20 protein-coding genes are annotated in these 22,620 nt (G+C 61.1%); 10 read left to right on the top strand and 10 right to left on the bottom strand.

Annotation, left to right across the window (positions count from 1 at the left end; all coding sequences use genetic code 11):
* Window positions 1-4: 4 nt before the first annotated feature.
* Window positions 5-1,795, top strand: coding sequence for an ATP-binding protein (locus PFLQ2_RS27065; protein WP_003177148.1), 1,791 nt, complete (start codon window positions 5-7; stop codon window positions 1,793-1,795).
* A 6-nt stretch (window positions 1,796-1,801) separates the two neighbouring features.
* On the opposite strand, the gene PFLQ2_RS27070 is transcribed toward PFLQ2_RS27065, so the two are convergent.
* The 7 genes from PFLQ2_RS27070 to PFLQ2_RS27100 all read right to left on the bottom strand — a co-directional run bounded on the left by PFLQ2_RS27070 (window position 1,802) and on the right by PFLQ2_RS27100 (window position 9,100).
* The gene (locus PFLQ2_RS27070; RefSeq protein WP_033045867.1) at window positions 1,802-3,418 is read right to left on the bottom strand and encodes an EAL domain-containing protein; all 1,617 of its coding nucleotides are present in this window, start codon (window positions 3,416-3,418) and stop codon (window positions 1,802-1,804) included.
* 72 nt (window positions 3,419-3,490) lie between these two features.
* Window positions 3,491-4,270, bottom strand: coding sequence for an N-acetylmuramoyl-L-alanine amidase (locus PFLQ2_RS27075; protein ID WP_003177146.1), 780 nt, complete (start codon window positions 4,268-4,270; stop codon window positions 3,491-3,493).
* A gap of 102 nt (window positions 4,271-4,372) precedes the next feature.
* Window positions 4,373-6,430 (bottom strand): GGDEF domain-containing protein, encoded by a 2,058-nt coding sequence (locus tag PFLQ2_RS27080; RefSeq protein ID WP_003177145.1) that lies wholly within the window; start codon window positions 6,428-6,430, stop codon window positions 4,373-4,375.
* Window positions 6,427-7,305, bottom strand: a complete 879-nt coding sequence (locus PFLQ2_RS27085; protein WP_003177144.1) for an endonuclease/exonuclease/phosphatase family protein — start codon at window positions 7,303-7,305, stop codon at window positions 6,427-6,429. Before PFLQ2_RS27085 ends, PFLQ2_RS27080 begins: the two co-directional genes overlap by 4 nt.
* Window positions 7,306-7,319: 14 nt before the next feature.
* The gene (locus PFLQ2_RS27090) at window positions 7,320-7,964 is read right to left on the bottom strand and encodes a thiol:disulfide interchange protein DsbA/DsbL (RefSeq protein WP_003177143.1); all 645 of its coding nucleotides are present in this window, start codon (window positions 7,962-7,964) and stop codon (window positions 7,320-7,322) included.
* Between the two features lie 187 nt (window positions 7,965-8,151).
* The gene (locus PFLQ2_RS27095) at window positions 8,152-8,763 is read right to left on the bottom strand and encodes a c-type cytochrome (RefSeq protein ID WP_003177142.1); all 612 of its coding nucleotides are present in this window, start codon (window positions 8,761-8,763) and stop codon (window positions 8,152-8,154) included.
* A gap of 46 nt (window positions 8,764-8,809) precedes the next feature.
* Window positions 8,810-9,100, bottom strand: coding sequence for a c-type cytochrome (locus PFLQ2_RS27100; RefSeq protein WP_003177141.1), 291 nt, complete (start codon window positions 9,098-9,100; stop codon window positions 8,810-8,812).
* Between the two features lie 191 nt (window positions 9,101-9,291).
* Here PFLQ2_RS27100 and yihA point away from each other — a divergent pair, with 191 nt between their 5' ends.
* The gene (gene yihA, locus PFLQ2_RS27105; RefSeq protein ID WP_003177140.1) at window positions 9,292-9,933 is read left to right on the top strand and encodes a ribosome biogenesis GTP-binding protein YihA/YsxC; all 642 of its coding nucleotides are present in this window, start codon (window positions 9,292-9,294) and stop codon (window positions 9,931-9,933) included.
* Window positions 9,934-10,306: 373 nt separating this feature from the next.
* On the opposite strand, the gene polA is transcribed toward yihA, so the two are convergent.
* The gene (gene polA / locus PFLQ2_RS27110) at window positions 10,307-13,075 is read right to left on the bottom strand and encodes a DNA polymerase I (RefSeq protein ID WP_003177139.1); all 2,769 of its coding nucleotides are present in this window, start codon (window positions 13,073-13,075) and stop codon (window positions 10,307-10,309) included.
* Window positions 13,076-13,149: 74 nt separating this feature from the next.
* Between polA and PFLQ2_RS27115 the strand changes: the two genes are divergently transcribed.
* Window positions 13,150-13,437: a DUF2782 domain-containing protein gene (locus PFLQ2_RS27115; RefSeq protein ID WP_003177138.1), complete on the top strand. Its 288-nt coding sequence runs from the start codon at window positions 13,150-13,152 to the stop codon at window positions 13,435-13,437.
* A 59-nt stretch (window positions 13,438-13,496) separates the two neighbouring features.
* Window positions 13,497-14,447 carry a homoserine kinase gene (locus PFLQ2_RS27120; RefSeq protein ID WP_003177137.1) on the top strand — a complete coding sequence of 317 codons (951 nt, stop codon included), beginning with the start codon at window positions 13,497-13,499 and terminating at the stop codon, window positions 14,445-14,447.
* 154 nt (window positions 14,448-14,601) lie between these two features.
* On the opposite strand, the gene znuA is transcribed toward PFLQ2_RS27120, so the two are convergent.
* Entirely contained in the window at window positions 14,602-15,531 is a 930-nt protein-coding gene (znuA, locus tag PFLQ2_RS27125) for a zinc ABC transporter substrate-binding protein ZnuA (RefSeq protein WP_033046362.1), read from the bottom strand.
* A 66-nt stretch (window positions 15,532-15,597) separates the two neighbouring features.
* Between znuA and zur the strand changes: the two genes are divergently transcribed.
* From zur to PFLQ2_RS27145, 4 genes are read left to right on the top strand one after another with little or no spacing between them, the layout of a single operon-like run.
* Window positions 15,598-16,080 (top strand): zinc uptake transcriptional repressor Zur, encoded by a 483-nt coding sequence (gene zur / locus PFLQ2_RS27130; protein WP_003177135.1) that lies wholly within the window; start codon window positions 15,598-15,600, stop codon window positions 16,078-16,080.
* Window positions 16,080-16,862, top strand: coding sequence for a zinc ABC transporter ATP-binding protein ZnuC (znuC, locus tag PFLQ2_RS27135; RefSeq protein WP_003177134.1), 783 nt, complete (start codon window positions 16,080-16,082; stop codon window positions 16,860-16,862). Before zur ends, znuC begins: the two co-directional genes overlap by 1 nt.
* Window positions 16,855-17,643: a zinc ABC transporter permease subunit ZnuB gene (gene znuB, locus PFLQ2_RS27140; protein ID WP_003177133.1), complete on the top strand. Its 789-nt coding sequence runs from the start codon at window positions 16,855-16,857 to the stop codon at window positions 17,641-17,643. The genes znuC and znuB overlap by 8 nt, the downstream gene beginning before the upstream one ends.
* Before the next feature lie 37 nt (window positions 17,644-17,680).
* Complete coding sequence (locus PFLQ2_RS27145; protein WP_003177132.1) at window positions 17,681-18,394, top strand: PA5502 family lipoprotein; 714 nt, start codon at window positions 17,681-17,683, stop codon at window positions 18,392-18,394.
* A 131-nt stretch (window positions 18,395-18,525) separates the two neighbouring features.
* On the opposite strand, the gene katE is transcribed toward PFLQ2_RS27145, so the two are convergent.
* The gene (gene katE / locus PFLQ2_RS27150) at window positions 18,526-20,664 is read right to left on the bottom strand and encodes a catalase HPII (RefSeq protein ID WP_003177131.1); all 2,139 of its coding nucleotides are present in this window, start codon (window positions 20,662-20,664) and stop codon (window positions 18,526-18,528) included.
* Window positions 20,665-20,928: 264 nt separating this feature from the next.
* On the opposite strand from katE, the gene PFLQ2_RS27155 reads away from it, so the two are divergent.
* Window positions 20,929-21,936, top strand: coding sequence for a methionine ABC transporter ATP-binding protein (locus PFLQ2_RS27155; protein ID WP_003177130.1), 1,008 nt, complete (start codon window positions 20,929-20,931; stop codon window positions 21,934-21,936).
* Window positions 21,936-22,598, top strand: a complete 663-nt coding sequence (locus PFLQ2_RS27160; RefSeq protein ID WP_003177129.1) for a methionine ABC transporter permease — start codon at window positions 21,936-21,938, stop codon at window positions 22,596-22,598. The genes PFLQ2_RS27155 and PFLQ2_RS27160 overlap by 1 nt, the downstream gene beginning before the upstream one ends.
* Window positions 22,599-22,620: the final 22 nt, after the last annotated feature.

Genomic DNA, 22,620 nt, shown 5'->3' with positions numbered 1-22,620 from the left:
CGTCATGAAACTGGCAATGAAGCTGCGCACCCGATTGTTCCTCAGCATCTCGGCCCTGATTACGGTGGCGCTGCTGGGGTTGGTGCTGGGGCTGGTCAGTGTCATGCAAATGGCCAACACCCAGGAACAATCGGTACGCGACAACTTCCTCTTGCTGGACCTGGGGCTCAAGCTGCGCCAGACCCTGGGCGATCAGTTGATGATCATGCTCGACGACAAGCCCGACCTTGCTGCGCTGGAACAGTCCAAGCAGCAATACCTGGCGCTGATCGACGAGGGCATCGCCCATGAGCGCGCGCTGGATGACTCGGCCATCAGCTTCAGCAAGGCCAAGGCCGACTACATCGACTTCTTCCAAGCCTTCACCGCCTCTCGCCAGGATCCGCAACAGCTCGCCGGCATCCAAGGCCTCACCGATAAATTCGATGTGCTGCGCAATGGGCTGATCGAAGGTTATCGGCACGCCCTGAACAACATCAGTGAGACTCAAGACCGCGCCCGTGAACGCGCGTTGCTGATTTCCGCGCTGCTGGGGTTGGTTGGGCTGGCCGTGCTGATCATCGGATTCATTACGGCCCACGGTATCGCCCGGCGTTTCGGGGCCCCGATCGAGGCGCTCGTCGCGGCGGCGGACGACATCGGCCAGGGCAATTTCGAAGTGACGCTGCCGATTTCCTCTGCCGCCGAGCTGAATCTGCTCACACGTCGTTTCGGGATCATGGCCCAGGCCTTGCGTGAGCACCAGGCCACCAATATCGATGAACTGTTGGCCGGCCAGCAGCGCTTGCAGGCGGTGCTCGACAGCATTGACGACGGCTTGCTGATGATCGACCGCCAAGGCCGCCTGGAACACCTCAACCCGGTGGCCCAGCGTCAGTTGGGTTGGGATGAGGAACGCCTGGGTCATGGATTGGGCGAGGCATTGGGGCGACTGGAGCTGGATGAAGAGCTGCAACTGGTACTTCGCGGCGGCACGCTGGAGCGCGCACCGGAGGACTTGAGCATCGAAGTGGATGGTGAAACCCGCGTATTGACCTACAGCCTCACGCCGGTCAGCCATACCCAGGGCCACATCCTCGGCGCGGTGATGGTGTTGCATGACGTCACCGAACAACGCGCCTTCGAACGGGTGCGCAGCGAATTCGTGCTGCGAGCCTCGCATGAACTGCGCACACCGGTGACGGGCATGCACATGGCCTTCGGCCTGTTGCAGGAGCGCGTGCACTTTGCCGAGGAATCCCGCGAGGCTGACCTGCTCAACACGGTCAATGAAGAAATGCAGCGGCTGATGCAGCTTATCAACGACCTGCTGAATTTCTCTCGCTATCAGAATGGCCTGCAGAAACTGACCCTGGCGCCGTGCTCCATCGAAGAGCTGTTGGAGGCGGCCCGGCTGCGGTTTGCCGAGCAGGCCGAAACCCGGGGTGTCGAATTGCGTGTGGAGCTTCAGGGCACGTTGCCAAGATTGCATGCCGACGCGGCGCAACTGGACCGTGTGCTGGATAACCTGATCGACAACGCCATGCGCCACACCGGCGACAATGGCCAGATCCGTTTGCAGGCCCGGCGCCACGGCGAACGGGTCATCATCAGTGTCGAGGACAATGGCGAAGGCATCGCCTACGGCCAGCAGGGACGGATCTTCGAGCCGTTCGTGCAGGTCGGACGCAAGAAGGGCGGCGCAGGCCTGGGACTGGCGCTGTGCAAGGAGATCGTGCAACTGCACGGTGGCCGCATGGGCGTTTACTCGAGACCGGGGCAGGGCACGCAGTTCTACATGGCGCTGACGGTCTGAGGCCGATCAGGCTTCGTCGTCCAGGCGTCGTCCGATCAGCCGTCGACCCCGTGTAATCAATTCGATGAGCTGCACCGCGCTGAGCGCATGAGCAAACAGCCAACCCTGGCCGAACCTCACCCCTTCGCTGCTTAGAAAGGAGGCCTGGGCTTCGTGCTCAATACCTTCGGCAATCACTTTGAGCTGCAACGCGTGGGCCATGCGAATGATATGCGGGGCCACGCCGCTGCTGGCGGCATCGTGGCCGAGGGCGTCGATGAAGGCCTTATCGATTTTCAGGCAATCGACCGGCAGGGTTTGCAGGTAGGCCAGGCTGCAATAACCGGTGCCGAAATCGTCGATCAATACCTGATGCCCGACATCACGCAGCGATTGCAGGTTATCCCGGGCGACCAACACATCGATCAAGCCACGTTCGGTCACTTCGAAGGCGATCTGGTGCGCCGATACTCGATGCCGAGCCAGCAACCGCGCAATCACCTCACCGATGCGCGGCACCATCACATCGCAGGCCGCCAGGTTCACTGAAATGTACAGCTGCGGATTGGCGCGCAACATCTGGCCCAACTGATCAAACAGCCGCTGCAATACAAAGTCGGTGATCTGGCGAATCTGCCCGGTGTTCTCGGCCATCGGAATGAACAGATCCGGACTGGTGAGGGTGCCGTCCGGTCGTCGCCAGCGCAGCAGGGCTTCGGCCCCGACACAGTTGCGGCTGTTCAGGTCGAAGATCGGCTGGTACAGCACCTGCAACTCACCACGCCGGATAGCCCGATTCAGCTCGGCATCCATGGACTGGCGCTGGCGCGCCAACAAAAACACCTGGAAGCCGATGCCCAGGCCCAGCACCAGGCTGAAGGGAAATATCCACCACGCGGCTGCCGGCATGCTGTAGCTGTTGCGCGGGGCGATCAGCACCAACTGATACTCCGGGCTGTCGGTGGGCATCCGGTAGATCAGCCGGGTCTGCGTCACTTGCAAGGCATTCTGGCTTTTGGGTGGCCAGGGCTCCGTGGGCGGCCAATACTGCTCGGTGCCCAAGACGGGAATGGCCCGCTCGCCATGATCGACCACCACCAGCAGACTGCTATCCGGTGGCAGATCGACCACGTCGGTCAGATGGCCGCGAGAGGTGGCCACCCGAAAATTGCCGCGCCCCAGCATCAAGGCGGCGCGGTCTTCATCGGGTTCGGTGGTGGTGTTGAGCCAGTAGCTATAGGTCGGGCCACGGATATCGGGGGGGCGGGTAACTGACAGTCCACTCTGCCGGGGACGATTGGAGCACACACCGCTGCCATCGATATACACCGCTTCGTAAACGAAACGGTAGTTGAAACTGACCTGCCGCAACGTCGCGATCATGTCATCGTCGCATCCCCGTAGCGGCTGGTTCTGGAGGTCGTCGAGGCTTTCACGCAGCTGCCCGAACAACTGCTCCAGCCGTTGCAGGAAGCGCTCGCCCTGGGCATTCATCAGGTCGCTCTCACGCTGCTGCGCCTGCTGCCTGACCACAAGCAGACCCACCCCCAGCAACAAGGCTGTACTCAGGACAGCCGCCATCACCGCCAGGAACACGGGGCGATGGAGCCAGCTCTGCAGGGTTTCGCGGGCAGCCGTCATCATGGGTAATCCGAAAGTTACCAATGAGTTATAGCTGCTGATTTGGATCTAGCCTTGATCGTCAGACGGGCGTCATTATTTTGTCTGGTTGAGCACCTGCAAGAGCGCGGCGCTTTGTGCGTCCGGCATGCCATCGAACCGGGTCGGCCGGTAGTGCATCTGGAAGGCGGCCAGTACATGGTGCGTGGCGACATCCCATTCACCGGTCTGTGGCGTTGGGTAGCCGAGACGGGCCAACTCCACCTGGAACCAGCTGGCACTGGGCAGCTGCGCCGCGAAGGTGGGCTGCAGGCGCGCTACGGCCTGTTCGTCGGGCCAGACGCCCAGGCCCGCCTGGGCCAGGCGTTTCCACGGAAACAGCGGGCCCGGATCCAACTTGCGCAGGGGGGCGATGTCGCTGTGGCCGATGATGCTGCGCGGGTTGATCCCGTTGCGCTGGATGATGTCCTTGAGCAATACGATCAGGGCCTGGACCTGGGCTTCGCTGTAGGGATACCAGAGGCGCCCTGTGGGCGTATCGACGAAGCCAGGATTGACGATTTCGATGCCGATGGAGCTGGAATTGAGCCAGGTCCGGCCCTCCCACTCACTTTCCCCGGCGTGCCAGGCGCGCCGGCTCTCGTCCACCAGTTTGTAGATCGTCGCGCCTTTGTCGTCGCCAATCAGGTAATGGGAACTGACTTCACCGTGTGTCAGCAGGGCCAGCGAGCGCTCCAGGGAGGCTGATGTGTAATGCACCACCACGAATTGGATGCGGTTGTCATGATTGACAGAAGGATGGCTGGTATCGAGCCGAGGGCCACTGGCGCAGCCGGCCAGCATGGCTAAAAAGACGATAAACGGTAAAAATTTCATGATGGACTGCATTACAGGTTGGAGTAATGCAACAGTGTAACGTATCGGGTCGCGATGATCCGGTGCGCGGCCGATATTAAACAAAATGGAACAATTGAGTTATCAGGCCAGCTCCACTCGATTGCGCCCGGCATTTTTTGCCCGATACAGCGCCTGGTCGGCTCGCTTGATCACCGAATCACTGTGTTCGCCGGGCTTGAAGGCGGTCATGCCCATGGAAACCGTGACGGTCACCGGCTCGCCTTTGAAATGGAACGGGCAGGATTCGATGGCTGCGCGCAAGGCCTCGGCCAGCTTGACGCCGGAAGCCAACGGCGTGTCAGGCACCAGCAGGACAAATTCCTCGCCACCAAAGCGGGCGATAAAATCGCCGCCACGCAGGCGCTTACGCAGTACCGAGGCGATCAGCTTCAATACCCGGTCGCCGGCCAAGTGGCCGTAGTTGTCGTTGATTCGCTTGAAGTGGTCGAGGTCGAGCATGGCCAGTAGCAGGCTGTTACCGTGTTGCTGCCATTTAGCGACTTCATGCTCCAGGCGCTCGGACCAGGCGGCGCGGTTGGGCAGGCCGGTGAGCGGATCGACCAGCGCTTTTTGCCGTTGTTCCTCGAGATTCTCGCGAACGACCTGAGCATCCTGTTCCATCAGCGCCACGCGCTCGGCCAGGCTTTTCAGGCGAGCCGAGACTTCCTGCTCACGTTGGTCACGTTGCTTCTGGTGCTCGTCCAGCGTCCCCAGCAAGCCCTCCAGGTGATTTTCGAGCACCTGCTTGACGCCTTCCAGGTCGTCGGCTGCCTGAACGCTGCTTTGCAGGCCATCTACCTGTTCACGGATCTGGGTGTCCATTTCCCTGGAAGCTGAATGGTTATCGGCGTGGTCTTCGCTCGCGGCCTGCAAGCTGCTCTGGAATGACTCGAGCCGATCGTTGAGGCGCTTCAGGTAGGCTTCGAATTCATGCTGGCCACTGTCGGTGATGGCCAGCATGAGTACCGCCAGATCGTCGAGGATTGGCAGCAGCTCGTACCAGTTCAAGCCATTTCGCAGGCGCTCGCGCATGGCCTCTGCCTGCGGTCGATGACGCTCGGGCAGGGTGAGGTCGCCCAACAGGCCCAGCAGCGTATCTTCAATGTGCTTGGCAACCGAGCTGTAGGACGGTTCCGGTGAGTCGGGCAGCGCATACTGGGCATCGGCCGCATCGGCGACCGCTATCGGGACTTCGGCGGGCTCGGCCTCTACGGACGGCAGCGATGGTTCGGACAGGGCCTGTGGCGGGACTTCTGGCTTTAGCTCGTCGGGGTTATCCGGCAGGGGCATCGACTCGACGGGCTCGGGCTCGCTGTGGACCGGTGCCGGCTCGCTTGCCTTGTCCGGCTCGCCGGCCGGCTCAACCTCTTCTGATGCGGCTGTCAGTGCCGGCTCGACGCTCGGCGCAACGACAGTGATTGCTTCGGGCGCGGTCTGCGAGGCCGCTGATTGTGCGGGGCTGGATGCTATGGGGGATGCTGGTTCGGGTGCCGGTGCTTGGCCGGTGTGCTCTTTGGCCGGTGCCGCTGTTACCGGAGGGGCCGTTTCGGGCGCGCGCGTCTCACTGGCCTGGGCAGGCTCGTGTGGCGCTGGCGCCAGCGCGGGCTGTTCGGCGCCCTGGCTGCCGAACAGCCGCTGCAATAAACCCGGTCGATTCGGTTCGGTGGGCGTCTCCAGGGCGCTCAGCGCCTTGCCTTGAAGACTGCTCAATTCGCCGAGCAGCAGTGGGAGCTCCCGAACCTGGCCGGCCCTCTCTTCCAACTGCTTGGAGAACTTCTTCAACGGCCGGCTGACTTCCTTCGGCAACGGCAGGGTTTGCAGTTGGGCAACCAGCGCCATCAGCGCGGCGCTCATCTGCTCGGCCCGGGTCTCGCGACGCTGCTCGGAATCGAGCACCGCCTTCTCCAGGCGCGGCAGCAAAGCGGCGAGGGCGGCATCCATGTCGTCGGTGCGCACCGCCTCGCGCATTTCCTTCATGCACTGGTCCACCGCCCGATCCGTGCCCTCGGCGGCCAGGGTGCTGCGCACCAGGCCTCGACGCAGCAAGTCGAGGCGAGCATCCCAGCGGCGTTCGAGCTTCTCCTGTTGCTCGATACCCTTGAGGTACTTCTCTCTCCAGCGTTCAGCGTCGTCGCTCATTCATCGGATCCGCAAGGGGCAGGGCTCAGCACAGGGAATGCATCAGCCGTGAGCGAACCCGGCAAACGAATTTCGACCGCGACCGGCAGGTGGTCGGAAATGGGTTGGGCCAGCACCTCGACGCGTTCGAGGGTCAGGGTCGGGCTCAACAGGATATGGTCCAGGCAGCGCTGGGGGCGCCAGCTGGGAAACGTCGCTTCCAGTTGTGGAGCGAGCAGGCCAAGGTCGCGCAGGGGCGAGGTCTGGAGCAAGTCACTGGCATGGGTGTTCATGTCGCCCATCAGGACCTGGTGCTTGTAGCCACCGATCAGCTCGCGGATGTAGGCCAGTTGCATCGTCCGGGTACGCGCCCCGAGCGCCAGATGCATCATGACCACGACCAGCGCCTCCGGCCCTTCGCCGAAACGCGCGAGGATCGCCCCGCGCCCCTTGGGACCCGGCAGCGGATGGTCTTCGATCGCCCACGGGCGCAGGCGGCTCAACACACCGTTGCTGTGTTGACCGAGACGACCGAGGTTGCGATTGAGCTGTTGGTACCAGTAGGGAAAGGCGCCCAGTTGGGCCAGGTGTTCGACCTGATTGACGTAGCCGGACCTCAGGCTTCCGCCGTCGGCCTCTTGCAGGGCCACCAGGTCAAAATCCTTCAGCAGGTCGCCGATTTTCTGCAGATTACCGGCACGCCCGGTGTGCGGCAGCAAATGTTGCCAGCCACGGGTCAGATAGTGCCGATAGCGTTCGGTGCTGATGCCCACCTGAATATTGAAGCTGAGCAGCCGCAAACGGCTGTCAGCCGGCAGGCCCGTGGACGTGACGTGATGCTCGTTGACCCGCGGTTCATGCAGGCCAACGATGCGTTCGGTGCTCCAGCGGGCCATGGGCTGGGCCGCGCTTAGTTGGCGGCAGCCTTGTTGGCCGCTCGCTCTTTGGCGACCAGTTGGTCGGCCAGTTGCAGCGCTTGCTCGGCACCGCCGGCAGAACCGATATCAAAGCGATACTTGCCGTTGACGATCATGGTCGGAACACCCGTGATTTCGTATTTTTTCGCCAGCTCACGGGCTTTGTTGATCTGGCCCTGAATGGCGAAGGAATCGAACGTGGCCAGGAACTTTTCCTTGTCGACGCCCTGGGTGGCGAGGAAATCGGCCATGTCTTCTTTCTTGACCAGTTTCTTGCCTTCTTTCTGGATCGCGTTGAACACCGCGGCGTGAACCTGATGCTCGACGCCCATGGCTTCGAGTGTCAGGAACATCTGGCCGTGGGCATCCCATGGGCCGCCGAACATGGCCGGGATGCGTACGAAGTTTACGTCCGAAGGGAGTTTTTCGACCCAAGGGTTGATGACCGGCTCAAAAGCGTAGCAGTGCGGGCAGCCGTACCAGAACAGTTCCACCACTTCGATCTTGCCAGGCACCGCTACCGGAACCGGGTTGGTCAGTTCGACGTAAGGGGCCTTCGATTCCTCGGCGTTGGCTTGGGCGGCCATGCCGAACAGGCTGGCGGCGACGAGCGCGGCGCTGATGATCAGATTACGCATGCTTTACTCCTGGACAATGAGGTGGCCTCGCGAGGCGTGTTTTTCAGACAGACCGTGGCGGGTTCAAGTTCGCTAGTGTAACGGCAGCGGCCACAAAAAAGGGCGGCCAAAGCCACCCTTTTGATGCTCGCATCGACAGATTAATCGAGCGTTAACGTTGCAAGGGGTGTACCCCCTCGCAACGGCCTTAATGCAGGCCCTGGATGTAGCTGGACACTGCCGCGATATCTTCGTCGCTCAGTTTTTTCGCAATGCTCTGCATCGGCTTGGTGTCGCCGTCGTTGGCCCGGCCACCTTCTTCCTTGCGGAAGTCGGTCAATTGTTTGCCTACGTACTGGGCATGCTGGCCGCCCAAATGCGGGAAGCCGGCTGCGGCGTTGCCTTTACCGTCAGGGGAGTGGCAACCGGTGCACGCAGGAAGGCCCTTGCTCAAGTCACCCCCGCGAAACAGCGCTTCACCCCGTGCTACCAGTTTCGGATCGGCAGCACCGACGCTGCCCTTCTGGCTGGAGAAATAAGCCGCGATGTCCGCCAGGTCCTGGTCGCTCAGGTTGGTCAGCAGGCCGGTCATTTCCAGCACCGTGCGCTTGCCGGACTTGATGTCGTGCAGTTGCTTGTTCAGGTAACGCTCGCCCTGGCCCGCCAGTTTCGGAAAGTTGGGCGCCATGCTATTGCCATCCGGGCCGTGGCAGGCACCGCATACGGCCGCTTTCGCCTGACCAGCGGCGGCATCGCCAGCGGCGTGGGCTACGCCGGATATCCCCAAGGTCAACAGCAGACTCACGATCAGTTTGTTCATCAGCTAATCCAACTACGGCTAAGGGTTAAAGAGTTATGGACCGGGTTTACTCGCTCATCCACTGGATGATGGCTCGGTAATCCTCGGCACTGCAGTCCATGCACAAACCACGCGGCGGCATCGCCTTGAAACCCTGGGTCACGTGTTGCACCAGCGTCTCCATACCTTTCGCCAACCTTGGCGTCCAAGCTTCCTGATCGCCCTTGCGAGGCGCCGTAGGGAGTTGGCCGGAATGACAGGCACCACAAACACGGTTGTACACAGCTTCCGGATCCTGTGTAGCCTGAGCGCTGTAAAGCGGCATCAAGACACCGGCAGCTAGCAGCCATTTCGTCATAAAACGACCTTTTCAGGGTTGGGAACGAGCTGCGTTCTAATGCGCAATTTCGGTCGATCGCTCCCGTGAGCTTCATCCTACGCTGGGACAAAGCGCACACAAAATCTGCGGCATTATATACTGGCGTCACTGAAACGGAAACGACACAGCTTGCCGCGTCCCTTCCCGACGCCGCCCACATCGGAAATCCCATGCAACTGAAGAACCCCATCCTTGGCCTGTGCCAACAGTCCACCTTCATGCTCAGCGCCGCCAAAGTCGATCAATGCCCCGACGACGAAGGCTTCGAAGTGGCGTTTGCCGGCCGTTCCAACGCCGGCAAATCCAGCGCGCTGAACACCCTGACCCACGCAAGCCTGGCGCGCACCTCGAAAACCCCGGGGCGCACACAGCTCTTGAACTTCTTCAAGCTAGACGAAGAACGCCGTTTGGTCGACCTGCCCGGCTACGGCTACGCGAAAGTACCGATCCCGCTCAAGCAGCACTGGCAGCGCCACTTGGAAGCCTACCTGGGCAGTCGCGAGAGTTTGAAGGGGCTTATCCTGATGATGGACATCCGTCATCCAATGACCGACTTCGACCTGCTGATGCTCGATTGGGCCGTCGCCAGCGGCATGCCGATGCACATCTTGCTGACCAAGGCGGACAAGCTCACCTACGGCGCGGCGAAAAACACCTTGCTCAAGGTGCAGTCGGAAATTCGCAAGGGCTGGGGCGACACGATCACCATCCAGCTGTTCTCAGCCCCCAAGCGCATGGGCCTGGAAGAGGCCTACACGGTACTGGCCGACTGGATGGAATTGGCGGACAAGGGCAGCGAAGCGGCCGAATAAGCCAAATCGCAGGCAAAAAAAACCCCGGACTTCTTATGGGGAGGGGGAAGTTCGGGGTCCAAGTTCCGGACCGCTAGGGCGGGGTCCAGATATCTGCCAACACTTAACACAACATAGGAGCATTGAAGGGCTTCACCAGCCATTCAAAATCTCTGAGTGCCAATTCACGGGTTTAGTTCAGATTAATTTGGAAATAACCCTAGGAATTTTCTGACCTAATGAGGCCGCCCCTGGCTTTACGGTGGTCATCCGTGGCGAGGGAGCTTGCTCCCGCTTGAGTGCGTAGCGCTCACAAAAGTTGGGCTGGCTGCGCCACCCAGCGGGAGCAAGCACCCTCGCCACGGGGCTTGCTCCAACTGCGACGCACTACGAATCAGTGCGCCTCATCCCAGTTGTCGCCCACGCCCACTTCCACCAGCAACGGCACGTCCAGCGTGGCGGCGGCACTCATGTGCTGACGGATTTCTGCGCTTACCTGATCGACCAGGTCTTCGCGTACTTCCAGCACCAATTCGTCGTGTACCTGCAAGATGACCTTGGCATCCAGCCCTGACGCTGTCAGCCAGCCATCCACAGCGACCATGGCTTTCTTGATGATATCGGCAGCCGTGCCTTGCATCGGCGCGTTGATGGCCGTGCGTTCGGCGCCTTTGCGCAGGGCCGGATTCTTCGCATTGATGTCTGGCAGGTACAGCCGACGGCCGAATATGGTTTCGACGAAACCCTGCTCCGCAGCCTGGGCACGGGTGCGCTCCATATACGCCAGCACGCCCGGGTAGCGGGCAAAATAGCGGTCGATGTAAGCCTGGGACTGCTTGCGGTCGACGCCGATCTGCTTGGCCAGGCCGAACGCGCTCATGCCGTAGATCAAGCCGAAGTTGATCGCCTTGGCGCTGCGGCGCTGGTCATTGCTGACGGCCTCCAGCTCGACGCCGAACACTTCCGCAGCCGTGGCCCGGTGTACGTCCAGGTCATTGCGGAAGGCGTGGAGCAGGCCTTCATCCTTGGCCAGGTGCGCCATGATCCGCAGCTCGATCTGCGAATAGTCCGCGGCCAGCAGTTTGTAGCCCTTGGGCGCGACAAACGCCTGACGAATCCGGCGACCTTCAGCGGTGCGGATCGGAATATTCTGCAGGTTCGGGTCGATGGAGGACAGTCGCCCGGTCGCGGCGACGGCCTGTTGATAATTGGTATGGACGCGGCCCGTGCGGCTGTTGATCTGCTCCGGCAGGCGGTCGGTGTAAGTGCTCTTGAGCTTGCTCAGCGAGCGGTACTGCATCAGCACCTTGGGCAGCGGGTAATCCTGCTCGGCGAGCTCGGCCAGCACCGCTTCGGCAGTCGACGCCTGGCCCTTGGCGGTCTTGCTGAGCACCGGCAAGCCGAGTTTTTCGTACAGGATCACACCCAATTGCTTCGGCGAACCCAGGTTGAATTCCTCCCCGGCGATGGCAAACGCCTCACGCTCCAATGCCACCAACTTCTCGCCCAACTCGACACTCTGAACGCCCAGCAACTTGGCATCGACCAGCGCCCCCTGGCGCTCGATACGCGCCAGGACGGGCATGAGCGGCATTTCAATTTCGTTGAGTACCTTGCCCAGGCTCGGCGTGGCGGCCAGCTTCTCTTGCAAGGCCTGGTGCAGGCGCAAGGTCACATCGGCGTCTTCAGCGGCGTAAGGGCCGGCCAGTTCGAGGGAGATTTGGTCAAAAGTCAGCTGTTTGACGCCTTTGCCGGCGATATCCTGAATGTCTGTCTTGCTTTTGCCCAAGTATTTGAGCGCGAGGCTGTCCATGTCGTGGCGAGTCGCCGTGGAGTCCAGCACGTAGGACTCAAGCATGGTGTCGAATGCGATGCCTTGAACCAGAATTCCATTGGCCTGATCGCCACCGATGGCGCAGTTGGCCAGGATGTTGGTTTCAAACTTGGCGTGCTGGCCGACCTTGAACTTGTCCGGGTTTTCCAGCAAAGGCTTGAGAGCCTTGAGCACGGTGTCGCGGTCCAGTTGCTCAGGCACGCCCATGTAGGAATGAGTCAATGGAATGTAGGCCGCTTCAAACGGGGCAACAGCGAAGGACAAGCCCACCAGTTGCGAATGTTGGGCGTCGCCACCGTTGGTTTCGGTGACGAAGGCAAACAGTGATGCTTTTTCCAGCTTGGCCAGCCAGGCATCGAAACGCGCTTGGTCGAGGATGACCTCATACTGGGCCTCGGGAGCGCCAGGCTGTTGCTCGCTGACTTCGACGATTTCCTGGCCGGCACGCTTGGCATCGCGTTGGTTTTCTTCGAACCAGCTCTTGAACTCCAGCAGGGTGTACAGCTCGGCGAGTTTCTCGTGGTCCGGCTCGCCCATTTTCAGGTCGTCGAGGCCGATGTCCAACGGCACATCGGTCTTGATCGTCGCCAACTCATAGGAAAGCAGTGCCATTTCCTTATGCTCTTCCAGCTTGGCGGCCAGGGTCTTGGCCCCTCGGATCGGCAGGGTGGCGACGATGTCCAGTTGCGCGTACAGCTCGGTCAGGCCGCCATTGACACCCACCAACAGGCCGGAAGCGGTCTTCGGTCCGATGCCTGGAACGCCTGGGATGTTGTCGGACGAATCGCCCATCAGCGCCAGGTAATCGATGATCTGCTCTGGAGCGACGCCAAACTTCTCCTTCACGCCAGCCACATCCAGCGCGCTTCCGGTCATGGTATTGACCAAGGTAATGTGCCCATCGACCAACTGCGCCATGTCCTTGTCACCGGTGGAGATCACCACCGGGCGATCCGCCGCCGCGCTGCTGCGGGCCAAGGTGCCGATTACATCGTCGGCCTCGACGTTGTCCACGCACAACAGCGGGAAGCCCAGGGCCTTGACGCTGGCGTGCAGCGGTTCGATCTGCACACGCATGTCGTCGGGCATGCTCGGGCGGTTGGCCTTGTATTCGGCGTACAGCGCATCGCGAAACGTTCCACCCTTGGCGTCGAATACGACGGCGAACGGGCTCTCCGGGTACTGCTTGCGCAGGCTCTTGAGCATGTTCAACACGCCCTTGACCGCACCGGTCGGCAGGCCTTTGGAGGTGGTCAAGGGAGGCAGCGCGTGAAAGGCGCGGTACAGATAAGAAGAACCGTCCACCAGGACGAGGGGGGCTTGGCTCATGAGCAGGATCAACCTTTTCGGCGGGTCCGGGGCTAGAATAGCGGGACCGTTGACGACAAAGGGACAAGGTTATCATGCGTACACTAAATCGCCTGTTACTGGCTGGCTTGTTTGCATTCACCCCGTTTGCCGTCATGGCAGCGGACGACGCACCCTCGGCGGACCCGGATGTCACCATCCGCACCGAGGGCGATAAAACCATCCAGGAGTATCGGCAAAACGGTTTCTTGTACGCGATCAAGGTCACGCCCAAGAACGGCAAGCCTTATTTCCTGGTGCGCGCCGACGGCAGCGATGCAAACTTCATCCGTTCGGATCAGCCGGATATGCTGATTCCGTCATGGAAAATCTTTGAGTGGTAATGCCGCTCGCGACTTCAACCGGCGCCCGCTGAAGGGCGCCCGTACTGGCAGTTTTAACCATGTCTGTGTTCACGCCCCTGGCTCGGCCCGAGCTGGAAACCTTTCTCGCCCCTTACGGGCTTGGCCGTCTGCTTGATTTCCAGGGGATCGCCGCCGGCAGCGAAAACACCAATTTTTTTATCAGCCTGGAGCGGGGCGAGTTCGTCCTGACCCTGGTCGAGCGTGGCCCGGTGCAGGAAATGCCGTTCTTCATCGAACTGCTGGACGTGCTGCATGACGCCGACCTGCCGGTGCCTTACGCCTTGCGCACCACTGACGGCGTCGCGCTGCGCGAACTGGCGGGTAAGCCGGCGCTGCTGCAGCCGCGCCTGGCGGGCAAGCACATCAAGCAGGCCAACGCGCAACATTGCGCCCAGGTCGGGGAGTTGCTGGCGCATCTGCACCTGGCGACCAAAGACAACATGATCAAGCGCAAGACCGATCGTGGCCTGGACTGGATGCAGGAGGAGGGCGCGAAGCTGCTGTCGCACCTCGATGCCGAGCCGCGTCAGTTGCTGACGGCGGCGCTGGATGAAATTTCATCGCAGAAGACCGGCATCCTGGCGCTGCCCCGGGCCAACATCCACGCGGACCTGTTCCGTGACAATGCGATGTTCGAAGGCACCCACCTGACCGGGCTGATCGATTTCTACAACGCCTGCTCCGGACCGATGCTGTATGACGTTGCCATCGCCTTGAACGATTGGTGTTCGGATGACGACGGAGTGCTCGATGGCGCGCGGGCACGGGCGTTGCTGGGGGCTTATGCGGCGCTGCGACCGTTCACCGCCGCCGAGGCGCAGCTGTGGCCGACCATGCTGCGCGTGGCGTGCGTGCGGTTTTGGTTGTCGCGGTTGATCGCCGCCGAATCGTTTGCCGGGCAGGATGTGTTGATTCACGACCCGATGGAATTCCAGCAGCGGTTGGCGCAGCGGCAGAAGGTTCACTCTTTGTTGCCTTTTGCCCTATAACCAGGCGCGAAGCTGGATGCTCGTGTGGCGAGGAAGCTTGCTCCCGCTGGGTTGCGCAGCAGCCCCAAGATTTTGCGGTCGCTGCGCAACCGAGCGGGAGCAAGCTCCCTCGCCACATAGGATCTAGTTTCGGCAGGAGAGAGCGGTGCTGGGGTTACAGCGACTCCAAACACCCCGCCAAATCATTCCCCAACTTCTCCAACAACTGCTCATACCCTTGCGCTGTCGCCGGGGTATAGCCACCCAGCGCATCCAGTTCCGCCAGCTTCACCGGCAACCCGGCCACCAGGGTTTCGGCCAGGCGCGGACGCAAGGGCGGTTCGCTGAAGACGCAGGTCTTGCCCACCTCCTGCAAACGCGCGCGCATGGCGGCCACGTGCTGGGCACCGGGCTGGACTTCGGCAGCCACGGCGAACACCCCAGCGTGCTTGAGGCCGTAGTTGTCCTCGAAATAATCGAACGCTTCGTGGAAGACGAAATACGGCTTGCCCGCGATTGCGGCCAGACGCGTCTTGAGGCGTGTATCCAAGGCATCGAGACGCTGGTTGAAGCCTTGGAGGTTGCTTTGATAGCGGGCAGCGTTGGCCGGATCGGCCGCGCTCAGGTCGGCCGCCATTTTCGCGGCGATTACCCTGGCATTGATCGGCGAAAGCCACAGGTGGGCGTCGATGCTGCCGGGGCGGTGGTCGTGATCATGCTCGTCGCCGTCATGGTCATCCTCGGCATGGGATTGGCTGTCCTGGGCGAAATGACGCAACTTGAGCCCCGGCAGATCCTGTATGGCAACGGAAGGTTGCGTACGACCATTGAGCACGCGCGGCAGGAAGCTTTCCATGTCCGGCCCGATCCAGTAGAGCAGATCCACCGATTGCACTTTGCGCACGTCCGATGGCCGCAACGCATAGTGATGCGGTGAAGCGCCGGGCGGCAGCAGCACTTCGGGAACGGCCACGCCGTCCTGCACCGCAGCGGCTATGAGCTGCAGTGGCTTGATGCTGGTGAGCACCCTGACTTCGGCCTGAGCCGTGCCGATCAGCAGAAAAGTGGCGGAAAAAGCGACAAGGAGCGAAAAAAATCGGGACACGATGACCACTCGAAGAGGCGAGAACGGGTAACATAATAACGTCTCTCACTGAACACGTCGCTGCCCATGCCTATTACACCCCTTGCCAGTCGCCCCCACGACCACTCTCACTGCGTGCACACCGCGCTGTCCGAGGCCGATGCCATCTGCGCGCGCCAAGGGTTGCGCCTGACCGCCTTGCGTCGCCGCGTGCTCGAGCTGGTCTGGCAAAGCCACAAGCCGCTGGGCGCCTACGACATCCTGGCCGTACTCAGTGAGCAGGATGGCCGCCGCGCCGCGCCGCCGACGGTTTATCGAGCGTTGGACTTCCTCTTGGAAAATGGCCTGGTGCACCGCATCTCGTCGCTGAACGCCTTCGTCGGCTGCAACCATCCGGAACATGCCCACCAAGGCCAGTTCCTGATTTGCCGCGTTTGCCACGCGGCCATTGAGCTGGAGCAGAAATCCATCAGCGATGCCATCATCGCCAGCGCCAAGGACGTGGGTTTCATGGTCGACACCCAGACCGTCGAAGTGGTCGGCCTGTGCTCCGGCTGCCAGGGGGCCTGATGAGCAATGCGTTGATCCGCCTCGAACAGGTGGCCGTGACCTTCGCCGGGCAGAGCGTGCTGGATAACATCCAGTTGAGCGTCGAGCCGGGACAGATCGTTACGCTGATCGGCCCTAACGGCGCAGGCAAGACCACCCTGGTGCGCGCCGTGCTGGGGTTGCTCAAGCCGGACAGCGGCAGTGTCTGGCGCAAACCGAAGCTGCGGATCGGTTACATGCCGCAAAAGCTCCATGTCGACCCGACACTGCCGCTATCGGTGTTGCGTTTCCTGCGCCTGGTGCCGGGCGTGGACCGCGCACGAGCCCTGGCGGCACTCAACGAAGTTGGCGCCGAACAGGTGATCGACAGCCCGGTACAAACTGTTTCCGGTGGCGAAATGCAGCGCGTCCTGCTGGCCCGCGCCTTGTTGCGCGAGCCGGAGCTGCTGGTGCTCGACGAGCCGGTGCAAGGCGTCGACGTAGCTGGCCAGGCCGAGCTGTACAGCCTGATCACGCGCCTGCGTGACCGTCACGGCTGCGGCGTGCTGATGGTGTCCCATGACCTTCATCTGGTGATGAGCACCACCGACCAGGTGGTGTGCCTGAACCGCCACGTTTGCTGCTCCGGGCATCCCGAGCAGGTCAGCGGTGATCCCGCATTCGTCGAGCTGTTCGGAAAGAACGCACAAAGCCTGGCGATTTATCACCACCACCATGACCACGCCCATGACCTGCATGGCTCGGTGGTCAGCGACTCGTCTGTTTCTACCCATGTTCATGGAGATGGCTGCAAGCATGGCTGACTTTCTGTTGTACGCCCTGCTTGCAGGCCTGGCCCTTGCACTGGTGGCCGGGCCCCTGGGTTCGTTCGTGGTCTGGCGGCGCATGGCCTATTTCGGCGACACCTTGTCCCACGCGGCCTTGCTCGGCGTGGCCTTGGGGTTCCTGTTGGATGTCAGCCCGGCGGTGGCGGTGACCGTTGGCTGCCTGTTGCTGGCGGTGGTGCTGGTGACCTTGCAACAGCGCCAGCCGCTGGCGTCCGACACGCTGCTGGGCATTCTGGCGCCGAGCACGCTGTCCCTCGGCCTGGTGGTGCTCAGTTTCATGCATGACGTTCGCATCGACCTGATGGCCTATCTGTTTGGTGACCTGTTGGCGATCAGCCCGACAGACCTGTCCTGGATCCTCGGCGGCAGCGCGGCGGTGTTGCTGTTGCTGGTGGCGCTCTGGCGGCCCTTGCTGGCCGTCACCGTGCACGAAGAACTGGCCCGCGTCGAAGGCCTACCGGTGACAGGGTTGCGCCTGGCGCTGATGCTGTTGATTGCGGTGGTCATCGCCGTGGCGATGAAAATCGTCGGTGTGTTGCTGATTACGTCGCTGCTGATCATTCCCGCCGCTGCGGCACAGCGTCACGCCCGCTCGCCGGAGCAAATGGCCCTGGGCGCAAGCCTGCTGGGCATGCTTGCGGTGTGTGGCGGCCTGGCACTTTCGTGGTTCAAGGACACTCCGGCCGGCCCGTCTATCGTGGTCAGCGCCGCTGGGCTGTTTCTGTTGAGTTTTGTCCTGCCTCGTCGAGGGGTGTAGACTTGCTCGCTTTTTGCGCAAATAGAGAGTCGCAGGAATGAAGCCGTTCGCCTCCCGTTATCTGCTCCTTGTCGCATTTTCCGTGCTACTGGGTGCTTGCCAGAGTTCTCCGCCGGTCACCCAGGCCCCCGATACACGGGGCCCGGCCATCGCGCAGCTGGAACAGAGCCTGGCCGGCAATGAGCTGGCCACTGCCGAAGATCAGTTGGCAGCCTTGCAAGCCCAGTCGCCCGAAGACCGGTCGCTGGAACCCTATCAGCGACAACTCGCCGAGGCGTACTTGCGCCGCAGCCAGATCGACCTGCAAAAAGGCGATGTCAACGCCGCTGCGACCGCCCTGAGCCGTGCCCGAGCCCTGATGCCCAAAGCGCCGGCGCTCACCGGCGAAGTCAACAGCGCGATTGCCGAAGCCCGCAAGGCCGACCTGGATAAAGCCGAAGCCGACCTCAAGGCTGCCGAAGCCAAACCGGTCGCCAAAGTGATTGACCCGAGTGCTGAAAGCACGACGATTGCGCTCAATATCGCCGATATTCAGCAAATGCGCCGCCAACTGGATGCGATTGCCGCTGATGTTATTGCGTACCACTGCGACGTGAGTATTCAGGCCCCACGCACCGATGATTATCCATGGTTGGCCAATTTGCTGACCAAACGGGTCAAAAAGCTCGACTCGGAGTTTGATCTGAAGCTGCGTAAACAGATCCTGCGTAGCGTGCCGGCGCAAATGGTACTGACACCGCGTAAGCCTTGACCGCATCGCGAGCAAGCTCGCTTCCACATTGGATTTTGTATTGATCACAACAGAGCGATCGACACAAACCCTGTGGGAGCGAGCTTGCTCGCGATAGCGTCCTACAAGCAGCGACTTGTTTCAGACAAACATCACGCCGGAATCGCCTTCGCCTTAGGCTCCCGCGCCCACACCCGATGCTGGGCAATCGCGCCGAAGAACGTCTGGAACTTGCCAGCATCCGCGTCAGGAATCAGCCCCGCATCCGCCTCCAGTTTCAACAACACCAACAATTGCCGCGCTTCGCCATTCAGCGCGATGGCCTTCAGATGCTTGTAGGCTTCCAACAGGTAATGCAACGCCACACCGTCGCTGCTCAAGGTTTTGATGGATTCCACGCCGCCCGGCACGAACACCGCATCAAAGGCAATCGACGGCAGCCCTTCCATGGACGCGTCCACCTTCAGTGTCTTGCCATCAGCGGTGGTCACCGGCGCCGAAGTGGGCCCCAGCACCTTGGCGTGGGCGCCCTCAGCCTTCAGGGCTTTCTTGAGCGCATCGATGATCGCTCCATCGACACCGTCAGCCACCAACACCGCGACTTTGCGCGTCTTGATATCGTCGGACAGCAGGTTTGCCTGGCTCAAGGCCGGGGATTGCTCCAGCGAAGGGGTCGGCACATCGACGGTGCCTGCGGTGGGTGCTGGTAGTCCAAGGTTCTTCGCGACCCGCGCTGCCAGTTCCAGGTCGATGTTGGCGAGAATCTCGTTGACCTGCCGCGCCCTGATGAACTCACGTTCGACCTTGCCCAGTTCGAAACTGTAGGCCGCAATGATGTGCTCCTGTTCGTGGGGGCTCATGCTCCTGTAGAACAGCCGCGCCTGGGAGAAGTGATCGCCGAACGAATCGCTGCGCTGACGGACCTTGTAGGCGTCGATGCGCTCCGGATAGCTTTCAAAGCCTCCGTCCTGCGGGCCTGGGGGCGTTTCCTTCGGCCAGCCACCGTCGATGGAGTTCGGCTCGTAGGAAGTGCGTCCTTTGTCGATGGTGGTGCGGTGCATGGCATCGCGCTGGCCGTTGTGCACCGGCGTAATCGCACGGTTGATCGGCAACTCATGAAAATTCGGCCCACCGAGTCGGCTAATTTGCGTATCGGTGTAGGAAAACAGCCGGCCTTGCAGCAACGGGTCGTTGGAAAAGTCGATGCCCGGCACGATGTGTCCGGGACAGAACGCAACCTGTTCGACCTCGGCGAAGAAATTGTCCGGGTTGCGGTTCAGCACCATCTTGCCCAACGGGGTGATGGGAACGAGTTCTTCCGGAATGATCTTGGTCGGGTCGAGCAGGTCGAAGTCGAATGTGTGCTCATCGTCCTCGGCGACGATTTGTACGCCGAATTCCCATTCCGGGTAATCGCCCATCTCGATCGACTCCCACAGATCGCGACGGTGGTAGTCCGTATCTTTACCGGCCAGTTTCTGGGCTTCGTCCCACACCAATGAACAAGTGCCGACCTTGGGCCGCCAATGGAATTTGACGAAGCTGCTTTTGCCTTCGGCGTTGATCATGCGAAAGGTATGTACGCCAAAGCCCTGCATGGCCCGTAGGCTTTTAGGAATGGCCCGGTCGGACATCGCCCAAATCACCATGTGGGCCGATTCCGGCACCAATGAGACGAAATCCCAAAAGGTGTCGTGAGCCGAGCCGCCGGTGGGGATTTCATTGTGCGGTTCAGGTTTTACCGCATGGACGAAGTCGGGGAATTTCACCGCATCCTGGATGAAAAACACCGGCATGTTGTTGCCCACCAGATCGAAGTTGCCCTCGTCAGTGAAAAACTTCACTGCAAAGCCACGCACGTCCCGCACGGTGTCGCCGGAACCCCGCGGCCCCTGCACCGTGGAAAATCGCACAAAGACCGGTGTTTTTTTGCTCGGATCCTGTAGGAAACCGGCTTTGGTCAATGCCGAATGCGTGTCATAGCTTTGAAAATAACCATGGGCACCGGTGCCCCGCGCGTGAACGATGCGCTCCGGGATGCGTTCATGGTCAAAATGCGTGATTTTTTCACGCATGATGAAATCTTCCAGCAGCGACGGCCCACGGGCACCGGCGCGGAGGGTGTTCTGGTTATCGGCGATTTTCACGCCCTGATTGGTGCGTAACGCCTGTTCGGTGGCGTCAGAGCGAAACTGCTCCAGGCTCTCGAGCTTGGCGTTGGTGTTGCTGCGATCCAGGGTGTCGGTCCCGGCCAGTTGGCTTTTGTTGGCCGTAGGCTTGTTGATACTCATCAGGCGTAACTCCTTTCTGCGTTCCTCGCCTTGGCCAGGAATTTTGAGTTCGGTGCCGCAGGTGCGTTACCTGGACATTTGGAGTGGCTTAATGAGTGACCCATGCCGTTTCGCTGTGTTCCTTTTTTATGCCCTTTGATCGCCTTATTGCCAAATGACTGGTTAAGTCGCAAATAAATGCTAAGAACCTCTATACGGACAGGCTAAAATGCGCGCCCGGCTAACCGCTGACCCTTTTCCAACGCGCCCCACAAGGTTCGCTACGTGATCGAGTTTCAAAACGTCCATAAAACCTACCGGGTCGCCGATAAGGATATCCCCGCCCTGTATCCGACCAGTCTGACGATTGAGAACGGCCAGGTTTTCGGCCTCATCGGCCATTCCGGTGCGGGAAAAAGTACCCTGCTGCGCCTGATCAATCGCCTGGAAGATTCCAGCGGCGGCAAGATCACTGTCGACGGTGAAGAAGTCACCGCCCTGGACGCAGGCGGCTTGCGGCGCTTCCGCCAACAAGTCGGGATGATTTTCCAGCACTTCAACCTGCTGGCGTCCAAGACCGTGGCCGACAACGTGGCGCTGCCGCTGACGCTGGCGGGCGAATTATCCCGCAGCGAAATCGACCGCCGCGTCGCCGAGTTGCTGGCCCGCGTGGGTTTGTCCGATCACGCCAGAAAATACCCGGCGCAACTCTCAGGCGGCCAAAAGCAGCGCGTCGGCATCGCCCGCGCCTTGGCGACCAAGCCCAAGATTTTGCTGTGTGACGAAGCCACCAGCGCCCTCGACCCGCAGACCACCGCATCGGTGCTGCAACTGCTGGCCGAGATCAACCGCGAGCTGAAGCTGACTATCGTACTGATCACCCATGAGATGGACGTGATTCGCCGGGTCTGTGATCAAGTGGCCGTGATGGATGCCGGCGTGATCGTCGAACAGGGGCCGGTGGCCCAGGTGTTCCTGCACCCCAAGCACCCCACCACCAAGCGTTTTGTCCAGGAAGACGAGCAGATCGACGAAAGCGAACAGCGCGACGATTTTGCTCACGTCCCGGGGCGCATCGTGCGTCTGACATTCCAGGGCGAAGCGACCTACGCGCCATTGCTCGGAACCATCGCCCGGGAAACCGGCGTGGACTACAGCATTTTGGCCGGTCGTATCGACCGCATCAAAGACACCCCCTACGGGCAACTGACCCTCGCCATCACCGGCGGTGACATGGACGCGGCATTTGCCCGCTTCACCGCGGCCGATGTCCACATGGAGGTGCTGCGCTAATGGAATTTTTTGCAAACATCGACTGGCTGGAAATCTGGCTCGCCACCGGCGACACCTTCCTGATGCTCTTTGGTTCGCTGTTGTTCACCGTGTTGCTCGGCCTGCCGCTGGGCGTATTGCTGTTTTTGTGCAGCCCACGCCAATTGCTCGAGGCTCGCGGCGTCTATGCGCTGTTGTCGCTGGTCGTGAACATCCTGCGCTCGCTGCCGTTCATCATCCTGTTGATCGTGATGATCCCGTTCACGGTATTGATTACCGGCACCTCGTTGGGCGTGGCCGGCGCGATTCCTCCGCTGGTGGTCGGCGCGACGCCGTTCTTCGCCCGCCTGGTGGAAACCGCCTTGCGCGAAGTCGATCGCGGCATCATCGAAGCGACCCAGGCCATGGGCGCAACGACCCGCCAGATCATCGTCAACGCCTTGCTGCCGGAGGCCCGTCCGGGCATTTTCGCGGCGATTACGGTGACAGCGATTACGCTGGTGTCCTACACGGCCATGGCCGGTGTGGTCGGTGCTGGTGGGTTGGGCGACTTGGCGATCCGTTTCGGTTACCAGCGTTTCCAGACCGATGTGATGGTCGTCACCGTGGTATTGCTGCTGGTGCTGGTCCAAGTCCTGCAGACCGTGGGCGATAAATTGGTTGTGCATTTCTCTAGAAAATAAGGCCTCGCGCCAATAAACCATG

This window comes from Pseudomonas fluorescens Q2-87 (assembly GCF_000281895.1).
In the GTDB taxonomy this organism is placed as follows: Bacteria; Pseudomonadota; Gammaproteobacteria; order Pseudomonadales; family Pseudomonadaceae; genus Aquipseudomonas; species Aquipseudomonas fluorescens_S.
This window is presented reverse-complemented; position numbering and strand designations above follow the sequence as displayed.